Below are 24,063 nucleotides of genomic sequence, written 5' to 3' on the forward strand. Positions count from 1 at the left end.
CACCCCGCAAGCCCTGCCCCGACATCACCGGCCAGGGTTCGCTGCCGCCTGCCCACTAACGCACCGATTTTCGAGCCAGGACGAGAGGCGTTAGGGCGTGATCCGGTAGATGTGGTGGGAGTACTCGGCGGCGAAGGAGTCGGTGAACCTGCCCGCCTGGTCGACGGGGATCGTTCGGTTCTCGAAGAGGACCTCGGCGCGCGCCGCCCGCATCCCGCGCGGCAGGGTGAACGTGCGCTTGCCGGGGGCCGTGTTCGCACCGGCCATCGCGAAGACGTAGTACGAGCCCCGGTGGTGTTTCAGCATGGTGTCCAGGCCGGGGCCGAAGCGGTGCGCGTACGACTGGGTGTTCAGCACGGGGGCCAGCCGCCCGATGCGGCGGTTGACCTCGGCCACCGCGGGCCTGACCTTCCGCCCGCACTCCTCGCGCAGGACGTGCTGGGAGTGGCACGGGCCGCCGAAGTTGTGGTTGAAATAGATGATGCCCCGGGCCTCGTGGATCAGCGAGCTCATGACCGCGCCCGTCACCTGGTGCGGCTGGATGGCCCGGGTGTCGTTCTCGGCGGGCCAGCCGACCTCGACGAAGCCGTAGATCGGCTGGCGACGGCCGTCCAGCACGTCCAGCTCGCGCTGGCGGTCGATGACGGCGCCGTAGTTGGCGGCCCTGCGGCACCTGGAGACCGGCAGGGACAGGAAGTTCTGCCCGTCCAGGCAGACGCTCGCGCTGGTGTACCAGTAGACGTCGGACGAGACGACGTCGGTGAAGCGGTTGACGAACGCGGCGGCGTCCGCGTCCCTCTCCCACATCATCACGCCCTTGCCGTAGTTGGCGTAGTGCATCCTGCCGTCGTCCTTGGGGATCCTTTCCTTGCGGGTGCGGAGCACGGTGAAACCGCATCCCCTGTCCTCGGGGGCGCACAGGGGGCCCTCGCCGGGGTGGTTGCCGGTCCACTGCGCGTCTCCGGCCTTCGCCCACATGTCGACCTCGTCGTCGAGCAGCCAGCCCACCGTCTCCTTGCCGTAACCGGGCAGCGGGACGTTCGTCAGCGCCGACATGCCGTTCTTCCGCACCAGCGCCATGTCGCTGGTCTCGGTCAGCTCCACGTAGGTGTTGATCCCGGCGGCCCGGTCCTTGTCCACGTCGGCCTGAGTGATCACGGACTCGAACCAGACGCCCACGGGGAAGAACGACGGGTTCGTCCAGCCCGCCGCCGCCGGCGCGGCGAACCGCCCGTAGTAGGCGGGGCCGCCCTCCCACGGCACCCGCGCGGCCGTCGCGGGAGGACCCGCGGCCGACCACGCGTCGGCCGGCGTCTCCGGGAAGGCGCCGGCCGACGCGCCCGCGAGCGGGCCCCGCCCCTGGCTCACGGGCGCGTCGATCAAGGAGAGTCCGAGCACCACCGCCGACACCGAGACGGCTCCCGCCCCGGCCAGCACCGGCAACGGCCGCCTGGCCCGGCGTCCCGCCTTCCGCGCGTGGTTCCCAGATCTCATGATCCTGTCCTCCTCATCGCGGACCCGGTGACAGCTCGGCGAGCGCCATCAGCTGGGCGGCACGCGACGACCAGGAGGCGCCGAGCACGGACCCCCGCATGGTGTCCGCCGGTTGCAGACCCCCGTCGCGCAACGTCGCGCGAACGGCGTCGACGAAAAGGGCTCCGTCGGAGGCGATCCTCACGCGGTCGGCGTAGTTCACGAGTTCCTGGAAATCGGTGCTGACCACCGGGAGTCCCAGCGCGAGATATTCCTTGAGTTTGATCGGGTTCGAATTTTTGATCCACGGATTGTCCAGCCACGGCATGATCGCGACATCGAATCCCGATCCGTACGCGGGAATCTGCTCGTACGGCCTGAATCCGAGCCAGTGGACGTTCGGGTGGCGGGTGAGCCGTTCCATCGGGACGGTCGCGTCGCCGATCAGGACCAGCGACACGCCGGGCAGCTCGACGGCGATCCGTTCGAGAAGGTCGAAGTCGACCAGATAGTCGTCCAGCGCGCCGAAGAAACCCACCCTCGGCCCGGGGATCGCGCGGAGGTCGGCGGGCTGTTCGCTCTCCGGGCGCCGCCGGAAGTGGTCGGTGTCCACGCCGTGGTCGAGGAAGTACGCGCGGTCTCCGGTCACGCCGCTCTCCTCGCCCATCAGCGCGGTGCTGACGTAGACCACGTGGTCGGAGCGTTCGAGCAGGCTGCGTTCCAGCGCCTCGATGGTCGGCCGGTCGGACTCGGGGAACGACGAGTGCCGGTCGGAGCGGTTGAACACCAGCGCGCGCCTGCGCATCGGCCGCACCACGTCCCACGCCGTGGGGATGGTCACCATGATCACGGGCCGGTGCAGGCCGAGTGCCCGCGAGACGGCCAGCACCTGGGCCCGGACCAGCAGCGCGTTCACCCGCCTGGCCAGCGGCGACCCGTAGAAGGGCAGCGGCAGCGGGGACATCACGTAGAAGCCGGGCAGCTCCCGCAGCGGCCTCCTGACGAGCATCGCGACGCTGCGCAGCTTGCGCCCGACGCGCCGCAGCACCTGCGTGGACCTGCCCGGCATCGGCATGCGCATCCCGATGCTGTTGACCACGAGGACCTTCCTGTGGGCGGCGACCGAGCGCATGAGCTGGAAGTCCGAGTGCGCCCGGTTGTGGTACCACCAGTCCTGCGCCGAGAAGCAGACGTAGCCGGGAGAGGGCGCCTCGCGGGCCAGAGCGGATGTCTCGCGGGGCGTCTCCCGCGCCGAAGACGTTTCACGAGCCGGAGCGGATGTCTCGCGGGCCGGAGGGGCTCCCTCCTCGTCGGGCAGAAGCGGCCACTCGCGCAGGGGGACCAGCTGGCGCAGGGCGGCCCGGTGCCGTCGCCCGCCCGCCCCGCCCCTGGTGACCGCGCGGACCAGCTCGTTGAGCCCGACGGCCAGCCGCATCAGCTGCCCGCGCGGGCGACCGTACAACTCCCGGTGCATCCGGACCCGGTTGGCCGACGACAGCGCCCACAGCCGGCTTGACGTGGACTGCTCGCCACCGAGATGCACGGCCACGGCACGGGGCTCGTACCGGACGGCGAACCCCGCCTCCCCCGCCCTGAGCATGTACTCGGTCTCCTCCGAGTACAGGAAGTAGCGCTCGTCGAGGGGGTCCAGAGCGTCCAGGCACGCGCGGGAGACCATCCAGGCCGCGCCGGACACCCAGTCGGCCACCTGCGGCCTGCCGTAGGCGGCCGGGTCCACGACCAGCTCACCGAGCGCCGGGATCCGCCCCGCCCTGTACCCGCCCAGCAGCGCCTCCCCGAGCGCCCTCGGCACGGTGGGGCGCCTGCGCAGGGAAAGGTGGAGCCTGCCCGTCTCACCGGTGAGGCGGGGGGCGGCGATTCCGGTTCCCGGCAGGGCGAGCGCCTGCCGGAGCAGGAGCACGGAGCCGGGCGCGAGCCGGATGTCGGGGTTCAGCACCAGTACGTCGCAGCCGTCCGCGGCGGCGATGCCCGCGTTCACCCCGGCGGCGAAGCCGGCGTTACGCCCGGTCTGGATCACCTGGGCCTCGGGCGCGACCTCGCGCACCCGCTCGACGGTGTCGTCGGCCGAGGCGTTGTCCACCACCACGACCCGTGCCGGACCGGCACCGGCCAGTGCCGCGTCGAGCGAGCGCAGGCAGCCCTCGACGACCTTGCCACTCGAATACGTGACGATCACTATGGCCAGCGGGGGCCAGTCTGGAACAGCCATGTCGGAGCCGTTTCTCGTGAAGGAGGACCGTACCGGGAAGGTGGCCGCGCCGGAGGGCGAGAGATCACCCGCCGTGTGGAGCGTCTCGATCCCGGACGCGGGATCAGCGGGATCATCGGCCGTGAGTGACACCCTGATGCCGGGTGGGGGATCGCCGACCGTGCGCGGCGCCTCCATGTCGGGTGGAGAAGCGCCGGTCATGTGCGACACCCCGATGCCAGGTGGAGAAGCGCCGGTCATGAGCGGCGCCCCGATGTCAGGCGGGTGCGCAGGGCGCCCGCGAGGAGGGCGATCGCGAACGGCGCGTCGTCGCGCAGGTAGCGGCGGGCCAGGCGGCGCGGTTCCAGGGCGAGCCGGTACAGCCACTCCGCGCCCACCCGCTGGACCGGCCCCGGGGCGCGGCTGAACCGTCCGGCCGCCATGGGGATCCCGGCTCCGCAGCCGAGATACCAGGCGTCGGGCAGCTCCGCCCTGAGGGCCTCGATGACCCTTTCCTGCTTGGGGAAGCCCAGCCCGACGAGGACGAGGTCCGGCGCGGCGGCGACCACCCCCTCGACCACCTCGCGCATCCCGTCCGGCGTGCTCTCGAACCCGAAGGGGGGCGAGCAGGTGCCCGCGACGCGCAGTCCCGGGCAGCGTCCGGCGAGGACCCCCGCCGCGGCCTCCGGCACGCCGGGCTCCCCTCCGAGCAGGTAGACCGAACGGTTCTCGCGCGCGGCCCGCCCGGTCAGGGAGTGCACGAGCGAGGCACCGGTGACCCTTCCCGGCACCGCCAGCCCGGCGAGCCTCGACGCCCAGACCACCGGCATGCCGTCGGCGACCACGATCTCGGAGCGGGTGACGAGATCCGCCAGGGCGGGATCGCGCGTGGCGGCGCGGACGATGTCGACGTTCGCGGTGACGATCGCGCCACCGCGTCCCCGCCGCCAACCGGCCGCCACGTGGTCGAGAAGCTCCGCCTCGCTGACCGCCATGACCTCGACGGCCCCGATTCGGACGCGCGCGAACCCCGTCCCGGACCTGTCCGGTGTACGCCGGCCGGTACCGTTTTCCGCTTCTTCGTGACCGGGAGGCGCGGGAGTCGGAAGGATGGGCGCATGAGAGTCGAACGCGCCGAGATCGACGGTGTCCTGCTGTTCGTCCCCACCCAGCACAGGGACGACCGAGGGCTGTTCACCCGCACCTTCGACGCGGCGCTCGCCGCCGCCCACGGGCTGCGGCCCGACGCGTTCGTCCAGGACAGCCAGTCGCGGTCCCGTCTGGGGACGATCAGGGCCCTGCATGGCCGGGGCGGCCGGGGGGAGGCCAAGCTCGTTCGGTGCGCCCGCGGGGCCGTGCACGACGTGCTCGTCGACGCCCGGCCGGGCTCCCCGACCTTCGGCCGCCAGATGTCGGTGGTTCTCGACGATGAGACGTTCCTTCACCTCTACGTTCCTCCTGGCTTGTTGCACGGCTATCAGGCACTGACCGATCAGGCCGACGTCTGCTACCGGATCGACCGGGAGCACGATCCCGCCGAGGACCTCGCCGTCCGCTACGACGACCCCGATCTCGGCATCCGGTGGCCGCTGCCGGTCACCGCGATCAGCGAGCGCGACCTGGCCGCGGGCTCCTGGGCCGACCTGCGCGACCGGCTGGCCGGGTGACCTCCCCGACGACCTCGGCGGCCTGACCGGCCCCTTCACCGAACCCCCCACCGAACCTCGTCGGCCTCCTCACCGGACTCCCCGCCGGACTTGTCCGGCGGCCGGACGACCCGGGCTCGCGGCTGCCGCGTGGCGCGCAGCAGCGAGCCGGCGGCTCCGATGATCAGGAATGACAGGCCCGTCACGGTCGCGAACGAGCGCAGGTCGAACGTGGCCGCCCCGACCAGGGGGACGACCAGGCACGCGGCCAGGGTCAGCCCCAGGTCCCGTACGGCGGGGTCGGAGCTGAGGCGGCGGACGCGCAGCGCCGCCCAGATACCGGTCAGGAAGATCCCGGAGAAAACGGCCAGGCCGATGACCCCGGTCTCCACCAGCGACAGGATGTACTGGTTGTCGAAGATCAGATGCTTGGGCGCGTACCAGGTGCCCAGCCCCCGGCCGACCCAGAAGTGGTTTCCGATCTCGGTGGCCGCCACCGCGTAGTCGTGGGTCCTGTACTGGATGCTCGAATCGCTGGACAGGCTGGTGAACAACCCCAGAAAGACACTGATCAGGCCGGGCACGGCCACCTTCATCGCGACCAGGAAGCCCGCGCCGCCGATCGCGGCCCACATCCTCCTGCGCGCGGGCCACCCGACGACCAGCACCATGCTGACGACGCCGAGCCCGAGGACCGCCGACCGCGACACGGAGAACATCAGCCCGGCACCGATCAGCGCGCAGCAGGCCCACCACCGCAGGGAGGGCTCGCCCCGCTCGCGGGCGCCGAACGCGTAGTGCAGCGCGAGAGGAATGATCATCGCGCAGACGACGCCGAGCTCGATGGGGTGTCCCGTGGTGGCCGCGACCCGGCGCAGGGTGTTCCGTTCGAGGATCGCCGGCAGCTCCGAGGTGAACCGGAAGCCGGGAAAGGCCAGATACTTCGTCAGGTCGAATTCGAGCACGAACTGCAGCGCCGCGATGACTCCGACGACCGCGCCGGAGATCACGAGACACCTCAGGACGAAGTCCAGCCGCTCCCGGCCCCGGATGCCGTCGCACGCCCCGAGGCCGATGCCCACCGTCGCCACGACGAGGACGATGCTGTGGTCGGCCATGTCGAGCTCGTCGGGCGGCAGGTAGGCGGCGCTGGCGTACCCGTAGGTGCCCAGCATCGCCGCGGTGTACAGGAACAGCGCGGTACGTACGGGGTTGGAGCCCTTGGCCGCGCCGAGCGTGGTGGTGAGGTGCGCGCAGAACCACCACAGCGCGGCGAAGAGGCCGACCGCGTCGGCGGGCGTGAGCGAGAAGGGCAGGCCGCGGAAGACCAGCCGCGCCGGAGACAGCATCAGGACCACCGCGAACGCGGCGGCCAGGGTGGCCCCGTCGGCACTGCGGAGGCCGGGACGGTCGAGGGAGGCGACGGACACCGGGGCCGGGACCGTGGGAACCACGCGGGACACGGGAGCCCTCACCGCCGCAGGAGGGAGGGTTCAGCGGGCAGCCCGGACGCCGCCACGGGCACCCTGCGCCTTCGCCTCCTGGCGTCGAGGAAGCTCTCCAGGGAGAACACCGCGGCGAGACTGGCGAGCACCCCGAGGAGCAGTGCGGCGGCTGCCCCGCGCGTCTTCCCCCCGCGCTGGGGTTGCGGCTCCGTCGGCGGCACCATCTCGTTCATCGTGATGTAGGTCGCCAGGGGCGCGTTGAGCTGTCTCTGGCGACCGGCCAGCTCGATCCTCGCGCGGTCCCTGACCCGCGTCACGATGTCCCGCGCCCCGGCCGGCGACATGCTCGTGCCCTCGATGTACACGAACGGCCCGCCGTCCAGCGCCTCCGGGTTGGTGCTGCCGTTGGTGGCCGTGAAGGTGGTGTCGCCCTCGGGCCGCACGCCGAGCGACTCCGCCGTCTCCGGCGCGCTGATCACCTGGATGAGGATCGAGGCGGACATGCTCAGGCCCCAGTCGAAGTTCAGCAGGGGGTTGGTCAGCCCGTTGGGACGGTCGGGGTCGCTCGGCAGGCTTCCGCCGGTGGGCGGGATGGTCAGCACGAGCACCGCGTTCGAGACGTAGAGCGTCGGAATCGACGAGTAGACGCCCACCGCGGCGCCGATGGACAGCAGGAACGCCGGCAGGGCGACGTACCAACGCCGTAACACGATGAGTACGGTCCCCCAGAAGTCCACGCGTTTCCCTTCGTCTGCCTGTCGCGGTCGCCTGCTCGTCGCCGTCGTCCGCCTGTCGCCGCCATCTGCTCGTCGCGGTCGCCTGCCTTCTCGCGGTCACCTGCCTGTCGCCGCTACCTGTCCGTCGCCGTCGCCTGCCTGTCGCCGTCCTCCCAGCGGGGAGGTTCGTGCGACGCGGCGTCCTCCGGTGCCGGGGACGCCGGGGAGACCGGAGGCTCTGGGGACGTCGGGGACGCCGAGGACATCGCCTCCGCCGGGTAGACGGTGACGGGCGGCTCGGGCGTGCCCCTGCCGTCACGGCGCCCACGCCCCCTGCCGCCCCTGCCGCCCCCGCCGTCACGGCCCCCGCGGCCTTTGCCGCCCTCCTCGGCGTCCCCGGGCTCCCCGCCCTCCTCGGTGAGGTCATCGGGGTGCGTCTCGTCGACCCGGCCTGCCGGAGCCTGTGCCGAGGCCGAGGTCTGTGCCGGGGCCGGGGTCGGGGTCGGGCCCTGGGCCTGAACCGAGGCCACGTCCGGGGCCGAACGGGACTCGTCGGACCATCCCGCGCCGGACCTCCGCCGGAACACCCTCCGGCGCTCCACGGCGTACACGGCGCCGAGGCCGAGAAGGACGACGACGAACGACGCCCCGCCCGCGGCCTGCCACGTGCCGCTCCGGTCCATCGCGGGATAGGCGGGTGGCACCACCTCGACGAACCCGATGAAGGTGGGGCGAGGGGCGCCGAGCACCTCCTGCCTGCGGACCAGCTCGGTCCTGAGGCGGAACTGGGTCCTGGCCATGACGGTACGGGTGACCTCGGCGGAGTCGCTCTCCACCTCCACGTACACGAACGGGCCGTTCATGAGGATGCCCAGCATGTTGGGGTTGGTGCGCCCGTCGTTGATCGTGACCTCGACGGGGCCGTCCTTCACGATGCCCAGTTCTGTCGCGACCGCCTCGGTGTTCATGGACAGGATGAGGATGCCGGCCGTGGTCCTGAGGCCGTCGCTGAACTGCAGCAGCGGGTTGCTCCGCCCCAGCGGCTTGGCCGGGTCCGTCGTTCCTCCGGCGGGAGGCGTGGTCAGCACCATGGAGGCGCTCGACACGTAGCGCGGGGGCACCAGGAAGAAGACGGCCACGGCGGCGAGGATCGCCAGGCCTGCCAGCGGGAACCCGACCCGCTTCCTTCTGGCGAGGTCGAGGACGGTCTTCCAGAACTCCACTACGTCGTCCTCGCTCCCCCGAGCGCGCCAGACGCCCAGGACACGATGCGTATTGATCGCAGCACACGAACTCCTTGTCACTACGGGCGTCACCACGGGCGTCACGGCGTCGTGGCGGGGTGGCCGGGCGCGCGGGGTGGCGGGGGCGGCCGCTCACCCGGCCCTGGTCAGGGCCTCCGCCTCGTACTCCAGCGCCAGTTCCTCCGGCATCGGGTCGAGGTCGGAGGAGCGTACGAAGTCACGCAGGGTGGTACCGGTGCACGCCGCGTCCACGTTGCGGGCGCCGCGGCGGGTGCGCACGTCGTCGATGTGCACCGTGCGGAAGTCGATGCTGAAGCGGGTCCTGCCCGAGGTGTTGGGCACCGTGGAGTGCAGCTGGGCGCCGGAGAACACCATGACGCCCCCGGGTTCCGGTACCACCCGCACCTGCGGGTCGAGCGCGACGGCCTCCTCGGGACGGGGCTGCTCCCTGGTGTCGCCGCGCACGTGCTGGGCGGCGGTGAGCCGGCTGGTCCTGTTCCACTCCGCGTAGTCGTAGCGCGCGCTGCCGTTGCGCACCGGGCTGCCGAAGTACTGGGGATGGAAGGCCATCACGTTCTCCGGGACCACCTCGTAGACGGGGATCCACCAGTTGAGCTGGCTGAACGGGGCCGAGTACCAGCAGTCGCGATGCGGGTGGAAGGCGTAGGAGATGCCGGAGGTGAGGTAGTCGTGGGAGGTGGAGGTGCGCAGCCGGGGCACGTCGAAGTAGGTGCGACTCAGGTCGCATCCCAGTTCTTCGAGCACCGCCGGCAGCAGTTCCTTGCACCGGGGGTGATGGATGAACCGGGGCTTGAGCCGGGCGAGCAGGCCGGCGAACTCCTCGACCGGCATGTCGAACTGGGCGGTCTCCGGGTCGCGCTCGCCGAACGCCTCGGTGATCAGCTCCCTGGCGAAGGCGGCCAGCAGGGCGGAGGCGGACGTCGCCGAGTAGACGAAGACCTGCCCTTGGTAGAGCAGTTCCCTGCGCGTGTCGTCGTCCACCACGCTGTTGGAGAAGACGGTGGTCACGGGGTTCTCCTTTCTGGAATCACTGGTCTGGGGTCACCTGGACGGACAGAACCGGAAGGCTCCGGGGTCTGGGGTCCAAGATTCGAAGTCCGGGGGCCGAGGTCCGGGGTCCGTTGCTCGGCACCGATCTCACGAAGGGGCATCTCTCACCGCCCACCCGGAACGAGCCCAGAGGCGATCAGGGCGAGCCTGCGGCCCCGGCGGGCCGCGGTGAGCCGCTGGCGGCGCGCGTACATGCCGAGGACGGCCGCGCGGGCGCGGCGGTGCTGGTCGGCGGTGAGACCGGCCCCCCGCAGCCAGCGGAACAGTTCCGCGCACTGCAGGAGGGTGGAGCAGCGGGCCCGCCAGGGCGGCACGTCGAGGCGGCGGGCGATCGCGGACAGGCTGTCGTGCTTCCAGTTGCGGTGGGCGAGGACCTCGGGGACGTGCCCCCACGGTCCGGCCAGCGCGAGCTTCGCCGCGAACACCTCGTCCTCGCGGAGCATGTTGCGCCGGGGGATCCTCGCCAGGGGGTCGCGCCGCAGCGTGCCGTACAGAGGGTCGATGAGCAGGTGGCTCTCGTTGAGCAGCCGCAGCATCTCGGCGAACCGCTCGACCGGGTCGTCCGAGGCCAGTCCGGAGCGGCCGAGGGGAGCGGTGGTGACGGTCCCGTCGGGCCCGGTGTAGGCTACCTGCGTGGTGACCAGGACGAGCCGGTCGTCCTCCGCGAACGCCTGGAGAGACCGGGAGACGCACGTGGGCTCCAGCCGGTCGTCGTCGCCGACCCAGCGGAAGAACGTACCCGCGACCAGCTCGGTCGTCCGGACGAAGTTGTCGAACAGGCCCACGTTCTCCGGGTGCCTGCGGTAGACGATCCGGCGGTCGGTCGCGGCCAGGTCGCGGCAGATCTCCTCGGTGCCGTCCGTGGACGCGTTGTCGGAGATCACCAGCTGGAGGCGCTCGTGGTCCTGGCCCAGCACCGAGCGGACCGCGCCCTCGATCCGCCCGGCCCCGTTGCGCACGGGAAGCAGGATGGACACCAGCGTGTCGGAGTTCTCCATCCGGTCTCTCCTCTCGTAGGTCTCGTAGGTCTCTCGAATCCGGCAGGTCAGCGGGTCAGCGGGCGCGGGCGGGGACCGCCCTCGCGCCGAGCCGTTTGAGCCGCGCCGCGGGTACGACGATCAGGACGTACGCGAGCAGTCCCCCGCCACCCGCCACGCAGAGCTGGACGAGCGCGGAGCCGCCGGTCATCCCGCCGTCGGCCGCCCCGCCGGTCACCACGCCCACCGCCCCGCTCGTCAGGCCGGCGAGCGTCACCGTGACGGCCGCCGCGACCACGGCGCCCAGCAGCGGGCGTACGAGAGCGGGCAGGACGGGCGCCAGCCGCACCCCCGCGCGGCTCAGCACCAGCACCGCCATCGGCAGGGCGACCAGGACACCGGCCAGCGCGTGCCCGATCGCCGCGCCGCGGATGCCGTACCAGTGCGTGCCCGCCCACAGCGCGGGCACCAGTGCCACGGCCCAGCCGAGGTTCATCCACACGGTGGCCCTGGTGGCGCCCGCCGAGGTGAGGATGTCGAAGGCGAGGGAGGTGAGCATCCGCACGACCATCAGGACCGCCAGTACCGCCAGGACCCCGGCGGCCGGAGCCCACTTCTCGCCGTAGAGGAACGCCACGATCGCCGAGGCCAGCGTGGCCGTCACCACGGCGACCGGCAGCACGAACGCGACCAGCAACGGCACCGAGCGCTGCACCCCCAGCGACAGCGCCTGGGGCCGCTGCTCGGCCAGCCGCGAGAAGCTGGGCACGGTGACGTACCGCAGGGCGGTCCCGATCACGCTGGGCACCCAGCTGGAGACGTTGAACGCCAGCAGGTAGAAGCCGAGGGCGACGGGGCCGAGCACGGCGCCGACGATGACGTAGTCGGCGTTCATCAGCACCGCCTCGATGCCGAGCCCCAGGGCCAGCGGCGCCCCGAACCGCAGGAGCCTGACCGCCACCTCCCGGTCGAAGCCGAGGCGGAACGGCAGCCCGGCCCAGGCGAGCACCAGCGCGCCGGTGACCGTGTTGGCCGCCACCTGCCCGCAGGCGAAGCTGTAGGCACCGGCGCCGTTCGCGGCGAGCGTGACGGCCACCCCGGCGTTGACCAGCGAGCCCGCGATGTTGGCCCTGGTCAGCCTGTCGTGCCCGAAGCCGCGCATCAGCGCGCCCGCCCGCACGGCGGTGACGCCGTCGATGAGGATGACCGCGGTGAGCAGCCGGACCACCGGGGTGGCCTCCGCGCTGCCCGCCAGCTCCGCGAAGTACGGGGCCACCACCCAGAAGATCCCGTACATCCCGGTGCTGAACGCCACGGCCATGACCGTCGCCGTCGGCGCCATGTCCTCGACCCTGCCCCGCCACTGCACGGTGGCGGCGATGATGCCGACGTCGTTGACGTGCATGACGAAGGTGGTCGCGGCGAGCGCGATGGCGTAGAGGCCGAAGTCCTCCGGGACGAGCAACCGGGCGAGCACCAGTCCCGTGACGAAGGTGGTCGCCTTCGTCCCCAGGTTGCCCAGGAGACTCCAGCGCAGCCCGCGACCGGCCTTCCTGCCGATCGTCCCGACCTGCTCACCGGCCGTGCCGCCGCCACCGCCACCGCCACCGGCCCCGCCGGCCGGGTCGATCTCACCGGCCGTCTCGTGGGACGACCCGCTCAACTGGACTCCTCGACGCGTTCGAGCCAGATCTCCCGCCAGAACGGCACGAACTCGCGCGGGCAGCTGACGTTGTACGCGCCCGAGCAGATGACGCCGTCCAGGATGATGCAGGGGTTCTTCATCCGCAGCATCCGGCCGGTCTTCTCGTCCAGGCACCTCTCGACGCGGGCGCTCACCCGCGCGACGTGGCCGCAGTAGCGCGACATCTCCTCCTCGAACCCCATGCCGCGGTTGAGCAGGCCGTCGTTGAGCGTCTTGAGGATCTCCTCCTTGGACTTGACCCGGACGAGTTCTCCCGGCCGCAGGTCGAGGCTCAGCGTCGGTGTGGTGGGCCCGGCCTCGCCTTTGACGAACCCCCAGCGCATCCCGCCCCTGATCCACAGCCACCTGGGCAGGACGCGCTTGCTGGCCTGCTGGAAGCGGTTGAACAACCCGACGAGGAACGAGCGCAGCATCCAGGGCACGCCCACGTTCCCCGTGCGCACGTCGGCGACGTACTGCCCGACGTCCTTGAACGGCAGGCAGGTGGGCGCGGCGCGCAGCAGCTCGGTCGCCTGGCAGGAGAAGCACTCCTCCCCGTCGGGGCCGGGCTCCTTCCTGGTCGCGGCCCGCAGGATCGGCAGCAGGGGCCTGCCGTCGGCGAGACCGTTCCCGGTGACGGGGTCGGCCGGGGAGACTGGGGAGGTCGAGGAGGTCGGGGAGGTCGGGTCCACCCGCTTGAGCCAGGCCTCCTTCCAGTAGAACTGGCAGGCCGTCTGGCAGCCGCCGTGCGCCTGCCCGTCGCAGCGTGCCCCGGTCAGGTGGACGGCACGCTCCATCCGCCGCATGCCGCTGCTGCTGATCGTGTCGCAGAGCTTGTGCGCCACCTTGTGCACCGTGAGCCGTCGCCCGCAGAAGGCCAGCATCTCCGGCATGAAGGGCAGCTGGTCCAGCTCCCCCCGCCCGTCCAGCGTAGCCATGATCTCGGCCTCGCCGAGCACCTCCACCGTCTCGCCCACCCGGAGGTTCAGCGCCTCGCCCGCCCGGGAGCCCGTCACGACCTGGAACCGCGTCACAGCGAACACTCCTTGAGAAGTCCCGAACCTCGAAGGGCCCGTGCCGCCTCCGCCACGACACCGAAGGGAAGATCGGACCGTTCCGCGATGTCCAGGAGGCTGTGCCTCCCGTCGGAGAGGTTCAGCACCCACAACATCGCCATCTGGGCCTCCTTCGTGTCGCTGCGCCCGCCCAGCGACCCGTACAGACCGCGCCTGCCCAGCTGCGGCTCCCCGTACGGGCTGAGGTTGAGGTAGGTGCGGTCGCCCTCCAGCACCCGGGTGACCTCCCAGCAGGTCTCCAGGGTGTCGGCCATCGCCTCGGGAGAGACGAAGTCCGGGTTGTCGGCGGAGGTGTGATATTCCGGGTAGCCCGCGTACGGGGTCCTGGTGAGCGAGCCGACGGGCAGGTCGAAGCCGGGCGAGCAGAACTGCCGCTCGTCGTAGCCGTACGGGGAGAAGTCAACGACCGTGTGAGCGCGCCCCGAGCTCCGCAGGACGTGTCGCACGGCCCTGTCGATCTCGGCGTCGCCCCGCCTGCTGCGCTTGTACGTCAGCGGGCCGCGGTCCCCCGCGCAGGCCAGCACCAGGCCGTGCCTGACCCGCCCGGCGCGCTCCCGGTTGCGGGCCAGCCAGGTGATCGCGCCGATGGTGCCCGGCGCGAACAGGAAGCGGTAGGTGTACCACGGGTCGGCCCCGGCCAGCCGCCGCGCGAGCCGGACCGCCACCGCGATCCCCGCCAGGTTGTCGTTGGCCAGCGAGGGGTGACACACGTGGCAGGAGACGAGCACCTCCTCGGCGACCCTGCCGGGCACCACGTGCTCGCCGTAGGTCAGGTGCCCGTCGGCGAGCGTGGAGTCGATCATGACCTCGTACGGCCCGTCCCCGAGGCCCTCCAGGGTGTCGTGGGCCAGGCAGAAGCCCCACGTCTCCGCGTAGTAGCTCGTGCGGTACGGGACCAGGGCGGGCTGCTCGGGGAGGGTGTGCAGGTGCCCGCGCAGCTCGTCCAGGGTCATGGTCGCCGACACCGGGACGCTGTAGCCGACCACGTGCAGGTTCGACGCGGCGAAGTCGACGACCCTGGCCCCCGAGGCGTCCTTGACGTAGGCGTCGCGGATGTTCCACTCCCTGGGGACCGTCCAGTCGAGGACCTGGGTGCCCGTCGGCACCTCGCGGGTCTGCAGGGGCAGGGACTCCTCGATGATCTGCAGGGTGCGGCGCACGCCGTCGCCGGTGATGCTCCTGCAGAGCGGGTAGAGCCGCTCCACGAGGGTGTGCATCTCCCGCGCCTCGTCGTCCGCCCCGAAATCGCCCCTCTCACCCGCCCCGGCGTCTCCCTCGCCCGTCTCGCCGCCCCTCACGCCCGCCTTGGCGGCGCCTCTCTCACCCGCTTCAGCGTTACCCGTCCCGGCGTCCCCCTCGCCCGCCTCGCCGTCGTGCCCCGTCCCCGGCGGCCCCGTCCGGCCGTCGCCGTCGCCGTAACCGGTCACCGCTCACCACCGGCCACCCCGCGCGGTCGCAGCGCGCCGTCGACGGTTCCGGCCTCGCGCCGGGCCGACAGCCAGGCCAGCCTGGTGAAGCGGCGCAGGAAGCCGTCCTCGGTCAGGCCGAACCGCCCGTACGCCTCGACCAGCTGCACCGCACCCGCCTTGACCGTCCACAGCGCCTGGTAGCCGGGGAGCGCGTCGCGGATGCGGGAGAAGTCGACCCGGTAGGAGCGCGGGTCGGCCCCGGTCTCCCCGGTGATCACGACCTTGGAGCCGGGCACCGCCTCTGCGACCTCGGCGGCGATCTCCGCCACCGTCACGTTGTTCTCCTCCGTGCCGACGTTGAACGCCCTGGCGTGGACGGCGTCGCGCGGGGCGGTCAGCGCCATGGCGAAGGCGTTCGCGATGTCGGCGGCGTGCACCAGCGGGCGCCACGGGGTGCCGTCGGACAGCACCCTGACCTCCCCGGACAGGAACGCGTGCCCGACGAGGTTGTTCAGCACGATGTCCGCGCGCAGCCTGGGCGAGAACCCGAACGCGGTGGCGTTGCGCAGGAACACCGGGCTGAAGTCGTCGTCGGCCAGCTCCAGCAGGTCGTTCTCCACCCGGACCTTGGAGTCGGCGTACGGGGTGACCGGGCGCAGCGGCGCGTCCTCGTCGACCAGGTCCGAGCCGGAGGCGCCGTAGACCGAGCAGGTGGAGGCGTACAGGAACCGGCGCACGCCCGCGTCGCGGGCCAGCCGGGCCAGCCGTACCGCGGCGCGGTGGTTGATGTCGTAGGTCAGTTCGGGCGCCAGCGCGCCCAGCGGGTCGTTGGACAGCGCGGCGAGGTGCACCACCGCGTCCACCCCCTCCAGGACCTCGGGGGTGACGTCCCGCAGGTCGACGGAGTGTCCGGGCGGGTCACCGGGCGCGGGGCCCAGCACGCATCCGGTGAAGAGCCCGGAGTCGAGCCCGGTCACCTCGTGGCCCGCGGCGACGAGCACCGGGGCCATCACACTCCCCAGGTAGCCCTGGTGCCCGGTCAGCAGCACGCGCATCCGGTTCAGCCTCCAGCCAGGTCGAAGGTCAGCTTGTTGACGTGGAACGCCTCGGCGTAGCGGGCGTGGCACTCGATCCCGCGGATGCGGGCCAGCCCCAGGAACGCCTCGCGGTCGTACCAGGAGCGGTGACGCTGGGAGGGGTAGTGGCGGTGGAGCAGGCCCACCTTCGCCTCGGCCACCTCGGGTGTGAGCGGCTGGTAGGCCGTGGGCCGCCCGAGGTCGCCGTCCCATTTGGCGATCTCGTAGCCGAGCACCTGGTGGTCGCGGAAGGCCGTGGGCACCAGCCTGGCCAGGCCCCGGTGGTCCTGGTGGGCGTCGGAGGGGTTCGGCGCGAACAGCAGGTCCGGGTCGGTGCGCGCCCGCAGCTCCTCCACCGCCTCCTTCGCCTCCTCCCAGCGCGCGGGCAGCCGCCCGTCGGGCAGCTTGAGCACGGTCAGCCGCAGGTCGGCGCCGGGACAGAAGGCGGCCAGCGCGGCGCGTTCCTCGTCCTCCCGCTCGGTGCCGCCGCCGGAGAGCACCAGGGCGTCCACCCGGACGCCGGGGCGCGCGGAGCAGAGGGTCAGCAGGCTGCCGCCCGCCCCGATGGCGAGGTCGTCGCAGTGCGCGGCGAGCAGCGCGATCCGGCCCTTCCCGGCCGGCCGGAACCGGATCACGGGACCGTCACCGTGGCGGGCCCGCGTACGGGCGCCTGTCCGAGTGGTCCGTGCTCGCGCTCCCACAATGCCCAGGGGCGGTCGCCGCGCGAGTAGGCCTCGTCGAGGGCCACCCGCTCCTTGACCGTGTCGGTGGGCCGCCAGTAGCCGCGGTGCGGGTAGGCGAGCAGCCTGCCGCGCTTGGCCAGCTCGGCACAGCCGTCCGCGACCAGGTCCCCGCCCACCGGGATGTGCTCGAAGATCTCCTGGCGGAGCACGAAGTATCCGCCGTTGACCCAGAGCGGCATCTCGCTGACCGGCGTGATCCCGCCGACCGTGCCGCGCTCGCCCAGCTCGATGCAGTGGAAGGTGTCGGAGGGCGGCACCACCATCATCGACGCGCCCGCGCCCGACCGGGTGAAGCGGTCGACGATCTCCGGCAGCGGCGCGTCGGTGAGCACGTCCGCGTAGTTGGCCAGGAACATCTCCTCGCCGTCCAGATGGTCGCGGACCCGGCGCAACCGCTCGCCGATCGGCGACGCGATCCCGGTCTGCACGAACGAGATCGACCAGTCGGAGATGTCGGTGGACAGCAGCTCGATCCTGCCTGCGCGCAGGACGAAGTCGTTGGACGTCGTCTCCTGGTAGTTCAGGAAGAAGTCCTTGATGTGGTGCGCGCCGTACCCCAGGCAGAGGATGAACTCCGTGTGCCCGAAGTGCGCGTAGTAGCGCATCACATGCCAGATGAGCGGCCGGGGTCCCACGAGCTGCATGGGCTTGGGCGCGTCACCGGGGGTGCCGGTGCGCATCCTGGTGCCGTATCCGCCGCAGAAGAGGACGACCTTCACGGGTTCACCTCGACGATCTCCAGGTTGGGGATGGGGAAGACCAGCCGGCCTCCCCAGGCGTGCACGAAGGACAGCTGGCCGACGAGTTCCTCGCGGAGGTTCCACGGCAGGACCAGCACGTAGTCGGGCCGCTCCTCGGCGAGCCGCTCGGGCGGCAGGATCGGTACGCGCGTGCCCGGCGTGAACCTGCCGTGCTTGTACGGGTTGCGGTCGACCGTGAAGGGGAGCAGGTCGGGCCGGATTCCGCAGTGGTTGAGCAGGGTGTTGCCCTTGCCCGGCGCCCCGTAGCCGGCGACGGTCCTGCCCTCGCGGGCGGCGTCGAGGAGGAAGCCCAGCAGGTCCCGTCGCACCCGTGCCACCCGCTCGCCGAACTCGGCGTACCCGGACAGCTCGTGCAGACCGGCGGCCTTCTCCGCCGCGAGCAGCGCGGCCACCCGCTCGCCCGGCTCGCCCGCGACCTCCAGGGGCCTGGCCCACAGGCGGATCGAGCCCCCGTGCGTGGGCAGCGACTCGACGTCCACGAGAGCGAGCCCGCCGGTGGCCAGGGCGCGCTGGGCGGAGGCGACCGTGTAGTACTGGAAGTGCTCGTGGTAGATGGTGTCGTACTGGTTGTGCTCCATCAGGGTGAGCAGGTGCTGGACCTCGATGGAGACCCAGCCGTCGTCGGCCACGAGGGCGCGCAGCCCCCGGGTGAACCCGACGACGTCCGGGATGTGGGCGTAGACGTTGTTGGCCACCACCAGGTCGGCGGGCCCGTGCTCCGCGCGCACCGAGGCGCCGGTCTCCGGGTCGAGGAACGCCGTGAAGGTCGTCACCCCGGCGTCCCTGGCCGCCCGGCCGACGTTCTCCGACGGCTCGATGCCCAGGCACCGGATGCCCCGCTCGACGACGTGCCGCAGCAGGTATCCGTCGTTGCTGGCCACCTCGACCACGAACGACCCGGCCCCCAGCCCGAGCCGGTCGGCCGCACCGCGCACGAACTCCCGCGCGTGCTCCACCCACGAGGTGGAGTACGAGGAGAAGTAGGCGTACTCGGTGAAGGTCTCCTCAGGCGTGATCATCGGCGGGATCTGCGCCAGCCAGCAGCCGGTGCAGACCCGCAGGTGCAGCGGGTAGGTGACCTCGGGCTCCTCCAGCTGCCGCTCGGTGAGGAACCGCTCGCAGGGCGGTGTCGCCCCGAGGTCGACGACGCTGGCGAGGCTCGTCGAGCCGCACAGCCTGCAGGTTGTCATGAATGCGCTCCCTCGCCGCGTGACGCGGTCCGACGGTTGTCCGACTGGGTCGTTCTCGTGCCCGGCCACCGGGTCCCGCGCGGCCCGCCACCGGGGGTGCGGCGCGTCCCCTCCACGCGCCGCACCCTCGGCAGCGGGCCACACAGGCCACGCGGGCCACTCGGTGTCCGGTCCCTCCACGTGCCGCACCCCCCGCAGCGGGCCGCTCGGACCGCTCGGTGTCCGCGGCCGTCCCCGCTAGCCCGCTGCGAGCACACGGGACTCCCTCAGCGCCTCTCTCCAGTGCCGCATCGGCGGCAGCCCGGCCCTGCGCCAGCCGTCGTGCCCCAGCACGCTGTACGCGGGCCGGGGCGCGGGGCGCGGAAGGTCCTTGGAGGAGATCTCCGCCACCCGGACGGGATCGGCGCCGAGCAGCGTGAAGATCTCCCTGGCCAGGCCGTACCAGCTCGTGTGGCCCGAGTTGGTCGCGTGGTAGACGCCGGGCGGCGCCCCGCTCCGGGCCAGATCGACGATCCTGGCCGCCAGGTCCCCCGCCCAGGTGGGCTGGCCGAACTGGTCGCCGACGACGTCGGGGGCCACCCCGTCCCCCTCCAGGCGGGTCATCGTGCGGATGAAGTTGTGGCCGGTCGCGGCGTACAGCCAGGCGGTGCGCACCACGTAGCCGCCGCGCGGCAACGCCTCCAGCACGGCGCGCTCGCCCGCGAGTTTGGTCCTGCCGTACGCGTTGACCGGGCTGGGCCGCGCGTCCTCGGGGTAGGGGTCCAGCGCGGTGCCGTCGAAGACGTAGTCGCTGGAGGGCTGGATCATCCACGCGCCGACGTGCCCGCACGCCTCGGCGAGCGCGCGCACCCCGGTGCCGTTGACCGCGAGCGCCTCGTCCTCCCGGGTCTCCGCCTCGTCGACGGCGTTCCACGCGGCGCAGTTCACCACGACGTCGGGCCTGCAGGCCGTGACCAGGTGGTGCACGGCGGGCGTGTCACGAAGGTCCAGCTCGTGCCTGCGGAACGCGAGGACGGGCTGTCCCTCGGCGCGCAGGCGGGCCGCCAGTTCGGTCCCGAGCATGCCGGAGGCACCGGTGATCATCCAGCGGGTCACCCGGTCTCGCCTCCCCGCCGCCCGCCCGCCACACCGGCCATCCCCGCCGGGCTCACCGCGCTCGCCGGACCGGGCGGGCCCGCGCCGTCCGGCGGCGAGCCGTCACACCCTTCCCCCACGGCGGCCTCCCACCAGCCGGGGTTGTCCTCGTACCAGCGGACCGTCTCCGCCAGGCCGCGCTCGAACGACACGGACGGTCGGTAGCCGAGCGCGCGGAGCCGGGAGTCGTCCAGGGAGTAGCGGCGGTCGTGCCCCTTGCGGTCGGGGACGCGCTCGACCATGCTCCACCCGGCGCCGCAGATCTCAAGGAGCCGGGCGGTGAGCTCGACGTTGCTCAGCTCCGCCGTACCGGCGATGTGGTAGACCTCGCCGGGTTCGCCGCACTCGGCGACGAGGCGGATGCCCGCGCAGTGGTCGTTGACGTGGACCCAGTCGCGGACGTTGCCGCCGTCGCCGTAGAGCGGGACCCTGCGCCCCCGCAGAAGATGGGTGATGAAGCGCGGGATCAGCTTCTCCGGATACTGGCGGGGGCCGTAGTTGTTGCCGCAGCGCGTGATGGAGACCGGCAGGCCGTGGGTGACCGCGTACGCCTGGGCGACCATGTCGGCGCTCGCCTTGGCCGCGGAGTAGGGCGAGCGCGGGCTGAGCGGCGCGCGTTCGTCCCAGGAGCCCTCGTCGATCGACCCGTACACCTCGTCGGTCGAGACCTGCACCACCCGCGGGGTGCCCGCCTCCAGGCAGGCCTGCATCAGCGCCTGCGTGCCGAGGACGTTGGTCCGTACGAAGTCGGCGGCGCCGTCGATCGACCGGTCGACGTGGGACTCGGCGGCGAAGTTGACGACGAGGTCGTGGCCGGGGACCAGCCCGGCCAGGAGGTCGGTGTCGCAGACGTCGCCGTGGACGAAGTCGTGGGGTGTCCCCTCCAGGTTGGCGGGGTTTCCCGCGTAGGTGAGCTTGTCGAGGACCGTCACGGTGGCCCCGCTCGCGGCGAGCACGCGGGCGAAATGGGAGCCGATGAATCCGGCACCCCCGGTGACCAGGACCTTCGATGGGATGGGGGTCGCCCCCCTGTCGGTTGTCGTCATGAACTGATCTGGACCTTGCTGTGATCGCCCAGCACGAGACGGTGGGCTCTGGGTGTGGTGGGGGCGGGGGTGACCTCGACGTCGTGGCCGATGAGGGACGCCTCGATGCGCGAGACCCCGGCGATCGAGGATCTGGGCAGGACGATCGAGTACTCGATCTCGCTGCCGCTGATCGCGCAGCCTGCCGCGATAGAGGTGAAGGGGCCGATGTAGCTGTCGCGGATCCGGGCTCCGGGACCGATGATCGCGGGCCCGACGACGCGGGACCGCTCGATCTCGGCGCCCGCCTCGACGACCACCCGGCCGATCAGCTGGCTGGCGCCGTCGACGAGGCCGTCCACGCGGGGCTCCAGGGACTCCAGCACCAGCCGGTTGACCTCCAGCATGTCGGTGACGTTCCCGGTGTCCTTCCAGTAGCCGGAGACGACGGAGGACTCGACCCTCCGCCCCTCGGCGATCAGCCAGTGGACGGCGTCGGTGATCTCCAGCTCTCCCCGCCACGAGGGCTTGAGCTCGGCCACCGCCTCGTGGATCGCGGCGGTGAACAGATAGACGCCGACCAGGGCGAGGTCGCTCTTGGGGGTGGGCGGCTTCTCCTCCAGCCCGATCACCCGGCCGGCGGCGTCGAGTTCGGCGACCCCGAACTGCCGGGGGTCCGCGACCCTGGTGAGCATGATGTGGGCGGCGGGCCGCTCGCGGGTGAAGCGTTCGACGACATCGTTGATGCCGCCGACGATGAAGTTGTCGCCGAGATACATGACGAAGTCGTCGTCGCCGAGGTAGTCGCGGGCGACGAGCACCGCGTGGGCCAGGCCCAGCGGCGCCCGCTGCCGGACGTAGGTGACCTCCAGGCCGAGCGCGCGGCCGTCGCCGACGGCCGCCTCGATCTCGGCGTGCGTGTCACCCACGACGATCCCGATCTCGCGGACGCCCGCGGCGGCGATGGCCTCCAGCCCGTAGAAGAGCACGGGCTTGTTGGCGACGGGGACGAGCTGCTTGGCGGAGGTGTGGGTGATCGGCCGCAACCGGGTGCCCGACCCTCCGGCGAGCACGAGTGCTTTCACTAGTAGGCCCCTTCTCCGCCGGTCACGGCGCTCCAGGTCTTCCAGAGGATCTGCAGGTCCAAGAAGAGCGACCAGTTCTCGACGTAGCGGAGGTCCAGGCGGACCGACTCCTCCCAGGTCAGGTCCGAGCGCCCGCTGACCTGCCACAGGCCGGTCATGCCCGGTTTCACGACCAGGCGGCGGCGTACGTCCGCGCCGTACTGCCTGACCTCGTCGGGCAGGGGTGGGCGCGGGCCGACAAGGGACATCTCGCCGCGCAGCACGTTGAGCAGCTGGGGCAGCTCGTCGATGGAGTATCGGCGCAGGAAGGCGCCCACGCGGGTGATCCTTGGATCGTTCCTAATCTTGAAGAGGACGCCGTCGAACTCGTTCTCGCGCTCCAGGTCGATCTTGAGCTGTTCCGCGTCGACGACCATCGTCCGAAATTTCACGACGCGAAACTCCATGCCCCCCTTACCTACCCTGACCTGGTGAAAGAGGGCGGGTCCCGGGCTCGTCGCGCGGATCAGCGCGGCGATCACCAGCATCGGCACACCCAGCGTCAGGAGGGCCAGGCCCGCCCCCGCCCGGTCGAACAGGCTCTTCGCCAGCCGCCTGGCGCCACGGAAGTCGGGGTGTTCGACGTGCAGGAGCGGCATGCCGGCGACCGGGCTGATGCTGATGCGCGGGCCGGCCACGTCCATGAGCGCGGGTGCCACGAACAGGTCGGTGCGGGCGTCCTCCAGGCCCCAGGCGAGCCTGCGCAGCGCCGCGCCGTCGAGTTCCGGGCAGGCCAGAACGGCGACGGCGTCGGCGTTGACCTCCGCCACCACCGCGGGAACGTCGGAGAAGTTGCCGAGGACCGGAACCCCGTCGACCTCCACCAGATCGGGGCCCGCGGGCAGGCACGCGGCGACGACGGTCATGCCGTGGTGCGGCTGCCTGCGCAACTGCATCACCAGGTCGAGCACCGACTCCCGATGGCCGACGGCGACCATATGGCGCATGTAATCGCCGCGCGAGCGCCTGCGGTGGAGCCGCTTGCGCATCCGGTAGCGGAAGGAGAGGGTGAGGACGAAAGCGAGCGGGAACATCGCCATCACAAAGCTGCGGGCGATCGGAGTTTGCGTGATGTACGCGCCGATCGCGACCGCCGCCGTCAGGCCGGCGGCGCCATTGAAAACCGCTCGGAATTCATCCGTTCCCTCGCCGTGCGTGCGCCGGCGATAGGCGCCTCCCGACGCCAGGGCCAGCGGCCAGACCAGGGCGAGACCCAGCCCGAGCAGGGCCTCCGTCGCGGGGATGAAGGCGCCGAACCACAACCGGATTCCCAGAACGGTCTCGCAGGCGACCACAGAGCACGCGACATCTCCGGCAAGCAGAATACGGACATAAAAGCGCGTCCAAATACTCGGAGCAGTGCGCGCGGGACCTTTGAGAAGCCCGACGACGAGCTCCTCGGTTTCCAATCTCATACCACCCCGTCCCACCCAAGATGCCCCAGGCAACCGGATAAGGCGCCATGGATCTCATTCAACGGTTGATAGTATTCCGTAATGCATCAGGAGCGTGGATACCCATGGAAATACTAGTGATCACCATTGAGTAGGGGAATACCGGCTACTGTCCACTATTGGACGAACTGCGGCAGAGATGGCATCTTGACGGAACGATCCAAACGTGTAAATTTGGTCGCCACATTTGGAAATAATGGGAAATTAGTCGTATTCAAAATCCGGCAGAGCCGAAGGCGGTTCCGGGCTTCGCCATACGACGACGTAATCGTCGCGCGCCGACTCCACCGCCGCGCCGAGCCGGTCGAGGTCGAAATCCGGGAGATATCGAAGACGGGCGAGGAAGGTCGCGTCGGTCGCCGACTTGGGCACCACGCACCCCTGGCCCTGTCGATCGAGAAGGATGTACAGGATATCCGAGTCCGTATCGCCCACTACTCGCACCTCGACGACGTCCTCCCACGCGAGGGCGTCAACGCTGCCGTCCGCGTAGTGACGGGTCACGCCTTCTTCGGTGACATACACGTAGGAGTCCGGCACTGAGTTGCCGTGCATGGGCGCGATTGTGACGACTTCAGGGCTCCGCGTGCAATAGAGCCATGCAAG

At 71.4% G+C, this 24,063-nt stretch carries 21 protein-coding genes; 1 reads left to right on the plus strand and 20 read right to left on the minus strand.

Annotation, left to right across the window (positions count from 1 at the left end; genetic code table 11):
* Positions 1-90 precede the first annotated feature (90 nt).
* From ACSDR0_RS40435 to ACSDR0_RS40445, 3 genes are read right to left on the minus strand one after another with little or no spacing between them, the layout of a single operon-like run.
* Positions 91-1,494 carry a hypothetical protein gene (locus ACSDR0_RS40435; protein WP_435294249.1) on the minus strand — a complete coding sequence of 468 codons (1,404 nt, stop codon included), beginning with the start codon at positions 1,492-1,494 and terminating at the stop codon, positions 91-93.
* Between the two features lie 13 nt (positions 1,495-1,507).
* Positions 1,508-3,904, minus strand: a complete 2,397-nt coding sequence (locus ACSDR0_RS40440; protein WP_435294250.1) for a glycosyltransferase — start codon at positions 3,902-3,904, stop codon at positions 1,508-1,510.
* Positions 3,905-3,939: 35 nt separating this feature from the next.
* Positions 3,940-4,677 (minus strand): WecB/TagA/CpsF family glycosyltransferase, encoded by a 738-nt coding sequence (locus ACSDR0_RS40445; RefSeq protein ID WP_435294251.1) that lies wholly within the window; start codon positions 4,675-4,677, stop codon positions 3,940-3,942.
* A 123-nt stretch (positions 4,678-4,800) separates the two neighbouring features.
* On the opposite strand from ACSDR0_RS40445, the gene ACSDR0_RS40450 reads away from it, so the two are divergent.
* The gene (locus tag ACSDR0_RS40450; RefSeq protein ID WP_435294252.1) at positions 4,801-5,349 is read left to right on the plus strand and encodes a dTDP-4-dehydrorhamnose 3,5-epimerase family protein; all 549 of its coding nucleotides are present in this window, start codon (positions 4,801-4,803) and stop codon (positions 5,347-5,349) included.
* A gap of 35 nt (positions 5,350-5,384) precedes the next feature.
* Here the strand turns inward: ACSDR0_RS40450 and ACSDR0_RS40455 are convergent, their stop codons facing one another.
* The 17 genes from ACSDR0_RS40455 to ACSDR0_RS40535 form a co-directional block, all read right to left on the minus strand.
* Complete coding sequence (locus ACSDR0_RS40455) at positions 5,385-6,782, minus strand: O-antigen ligase family protein (protein WP_435294253.1); 1,398 nt, start codon at positions 6,780-6,782, stop codon at positions 5,385-5,387.
* Between the two features lie 17 nt (positions 6,783-6,799).
* Positions 6,800-7,483, minus strand: coding sequence for a hypothetical protein (locus tag ACSDR0_RS40460; RefSeq protein ID WP_435294254.1), 684 nt, complete (start codon positions 7,481-7,483; stop codon positions 6,800-6,802).
* A gap of 140 nt (positions 7,484-7,623) precedes the next feature.
* Positions 7,624-8,712 (minus strand): hypothetical protein, encoded by a 1,089-nt coding sequence (locus tag ACSDR0_RS40465; RefSeq protein WP_435294255.1) that lies wholly within the window; start codon positions 8,710-8,712, stop codon positions 7,624-7,626.
* 153 nt (positions 8,713-8,865) lie between these two features.
* Positions 8,866-9,762, minus strand: a complete 897-nt coding sequence (locus tag ACSDR0_RS40470; RefSeq protein WP_435294256.1) for a hypothetical protein — start codon at positions 9,760-9,762, stop codon at positions 8,866-8,868.
* Between the two features lie 146 nt (positions 9,763-9,908).
* The gene (locus tag ACSDR0_RS40475; RefSeq protein ID WP_435294257.1) at positions 9,909-10,802 is read right to left on the minus strand and encodes a glycosyltransferase family 2 protein; all 894 of its coding nucleotides are present in this window, start codon (positions 10,800-10,802) and stop codon (positions 9,909-9,911) included.
* Between the two features lie 55 nt (positions 10,803-10,857).
* Positions 10,858-12,444 (minus strand): lipopolysaccharide biosynthesis protein, encoded by a 1,587-nt coding sequence (locus ACSDR0_RS40480; protein WP_435294258.1) that lies wholly within the window; start codon positions 12,442-12,444, stop codon positions 10,858-10,860.
* On the minus strand, positions 12,441-13,499 hold the full coding sequence (locus ACSDR0_RS40485; RefSeq protein ID WP_435294259.1) for a hypothetical protein: 1,059 nt from the start codon (positions 13,497-13,499) through the stop codon (positions 12,441-12,443). The genes ACSDR0_RS40480 and ACSDR0_RS40485 overlap by 4 nt, the downstream gene beginning before the upstream one ends.
* Positions 13,496-14,968, minus strand: coding sequence for a DUF4910 domain-containing protein (locus tag ACSDR0_RS40490; protein ID WP_435294260.1), 1,473 nt, complete (start codon positions 14,966-14,968; stop codon positions 13,496-13,498). Before ACSDR0_RS40490 ends, ACSDR0_RS40485 begins: the two co-directional genes overlap by 4 nt.
* Positions 14,965-16,005, minus strand: coding sequence for an NAD-dependent epimerase/dehydratase family protein (locus ACSDR0_RS40495; RefSeq protein WP_435294261.1), 1,041 nt, complete (start codon positions 16,003-16,005; stop codon positions 14,965-14,967). Before ACSDR0_RS40495 ends, ACSDR0_RS40490 begins: the two co-directional genes overlap by 4 nt.
* Positions 16,006-16,010: 5 nt before the next feature.
* Entirely contained in the window at positions 16,011-16,661 is a 651-nt protein-coding gene (locus tag ACSDR0_RS40500) for a PIG-L deacetylase family protein (RefSeq protein ID WP_435294262.1), read from the minus strand.
* Complete coding sequence (locus tag ACSDR0_RS40505; RefSeq protein WP_435294263.1) at positions 16,658-17,488, minus strand: sugar phosphate nucleotidyltransferase; 831 nt, start codon at positions 17,486-17,488, stop codon at positions 16,658-16,660. Before ACSDR0_RS40505 ends, ACSDR0_RS40500 begins: the two co-directional genes overlap by 4 nt.
* Positions 17,485-18,720, minus strand: a complete 1,236-nt coding sequence (locus tag ACSDR0_RS40510) for a methyltransferase domain-containing protein (protein WP_435294264.1) — start codon at positions 18,718-18,720, stop codon at positions 17,485-17,487. Before ACSDR0_RS40510 ends, ACSDR0_RS40505 begins: the two co-directional genes overlap by 4 nt.
* A 237-nt stretch (positions 18,721-18,957) precedes the next feature.
* Positions 18,958-19,815 carry a dTDP-4-dehydrorhamnose reductase gene (gene rfbD / locus ACSDR0_RS40515; protein ID WP_435294265.1) on the minus strand — a complete coding sequence of 286 codons (858 nt, stop codon included), beginning with the start codon at positions 19,813-19,815 and terminating at the stop codon, positions 18,958-18,960.
* Positions 19,812-20,900: a dTDP-glucose 4,6-dehydratase gene (rfbB, locus tag ACSDR0_RS40520; RefSeq protein WP_435294266.1), complete on the minus strand. Its 1,089-nt coding sequence runs from the start codon at positions 20,898-20,900 to the stop codon at positions 19,812-19,814. The genes rfbD and rfbB overlap by 4 nt, the downstream gene beginning before the upstream one ends.
* Positions 20,897-21,964, minus strand: a complete 1,068-nt coding sequence (locus tag ACSDR0_RS40525) for a glucose-1-phosphate thymidylyltransferase (RefSeq protein WP_435294267.1) — start codon at positions 21,962-21,964, stop codon at positions 20,897-20,899. The genes rfbB and ACSDR0_RS40525 overlap by 4 nt, the downstream gene beginning before the upstream one ends.
* Positions 21,964-23,418 (minus strand): sugar transferase, encoded by a 1,455-nt coding sequence (locus tag ACSDR0_RS40530; protein ID WP_435294268.1) that lies wholly within the window; start codon positions 23,416-23,418, stop codon positions 21,964-21,966. The genes ACSDR0_RS40525 and ACSDR0_RS40530 overlap by 1 nt, the downstream gene beginning before the upstream one ends.
* A 243-nt stretch (positions 23,419-23,661) precedes the next feature.
* On the minus strand, positions 23,662-24,012 hold the full coding sequence (locus tag ACSDR0_RS40535) for a hypothetical protein (protein ID WP_435294269.1): 351 nt from the start codon (positions 24,010-24,012) through the stop codon (positions 23,662-23,664).
* Positions 24,013-24,063 lie beyond the last annotated feature (51 nt).

Source organism: Streptosporangium sp. G11 (assembly GCF_051192615.1).
GTDB lineage: Bacteria > Actinomycetota > Actinomycetes > Streptosporangiales > Streptosporangiaceae > Streptosporangium.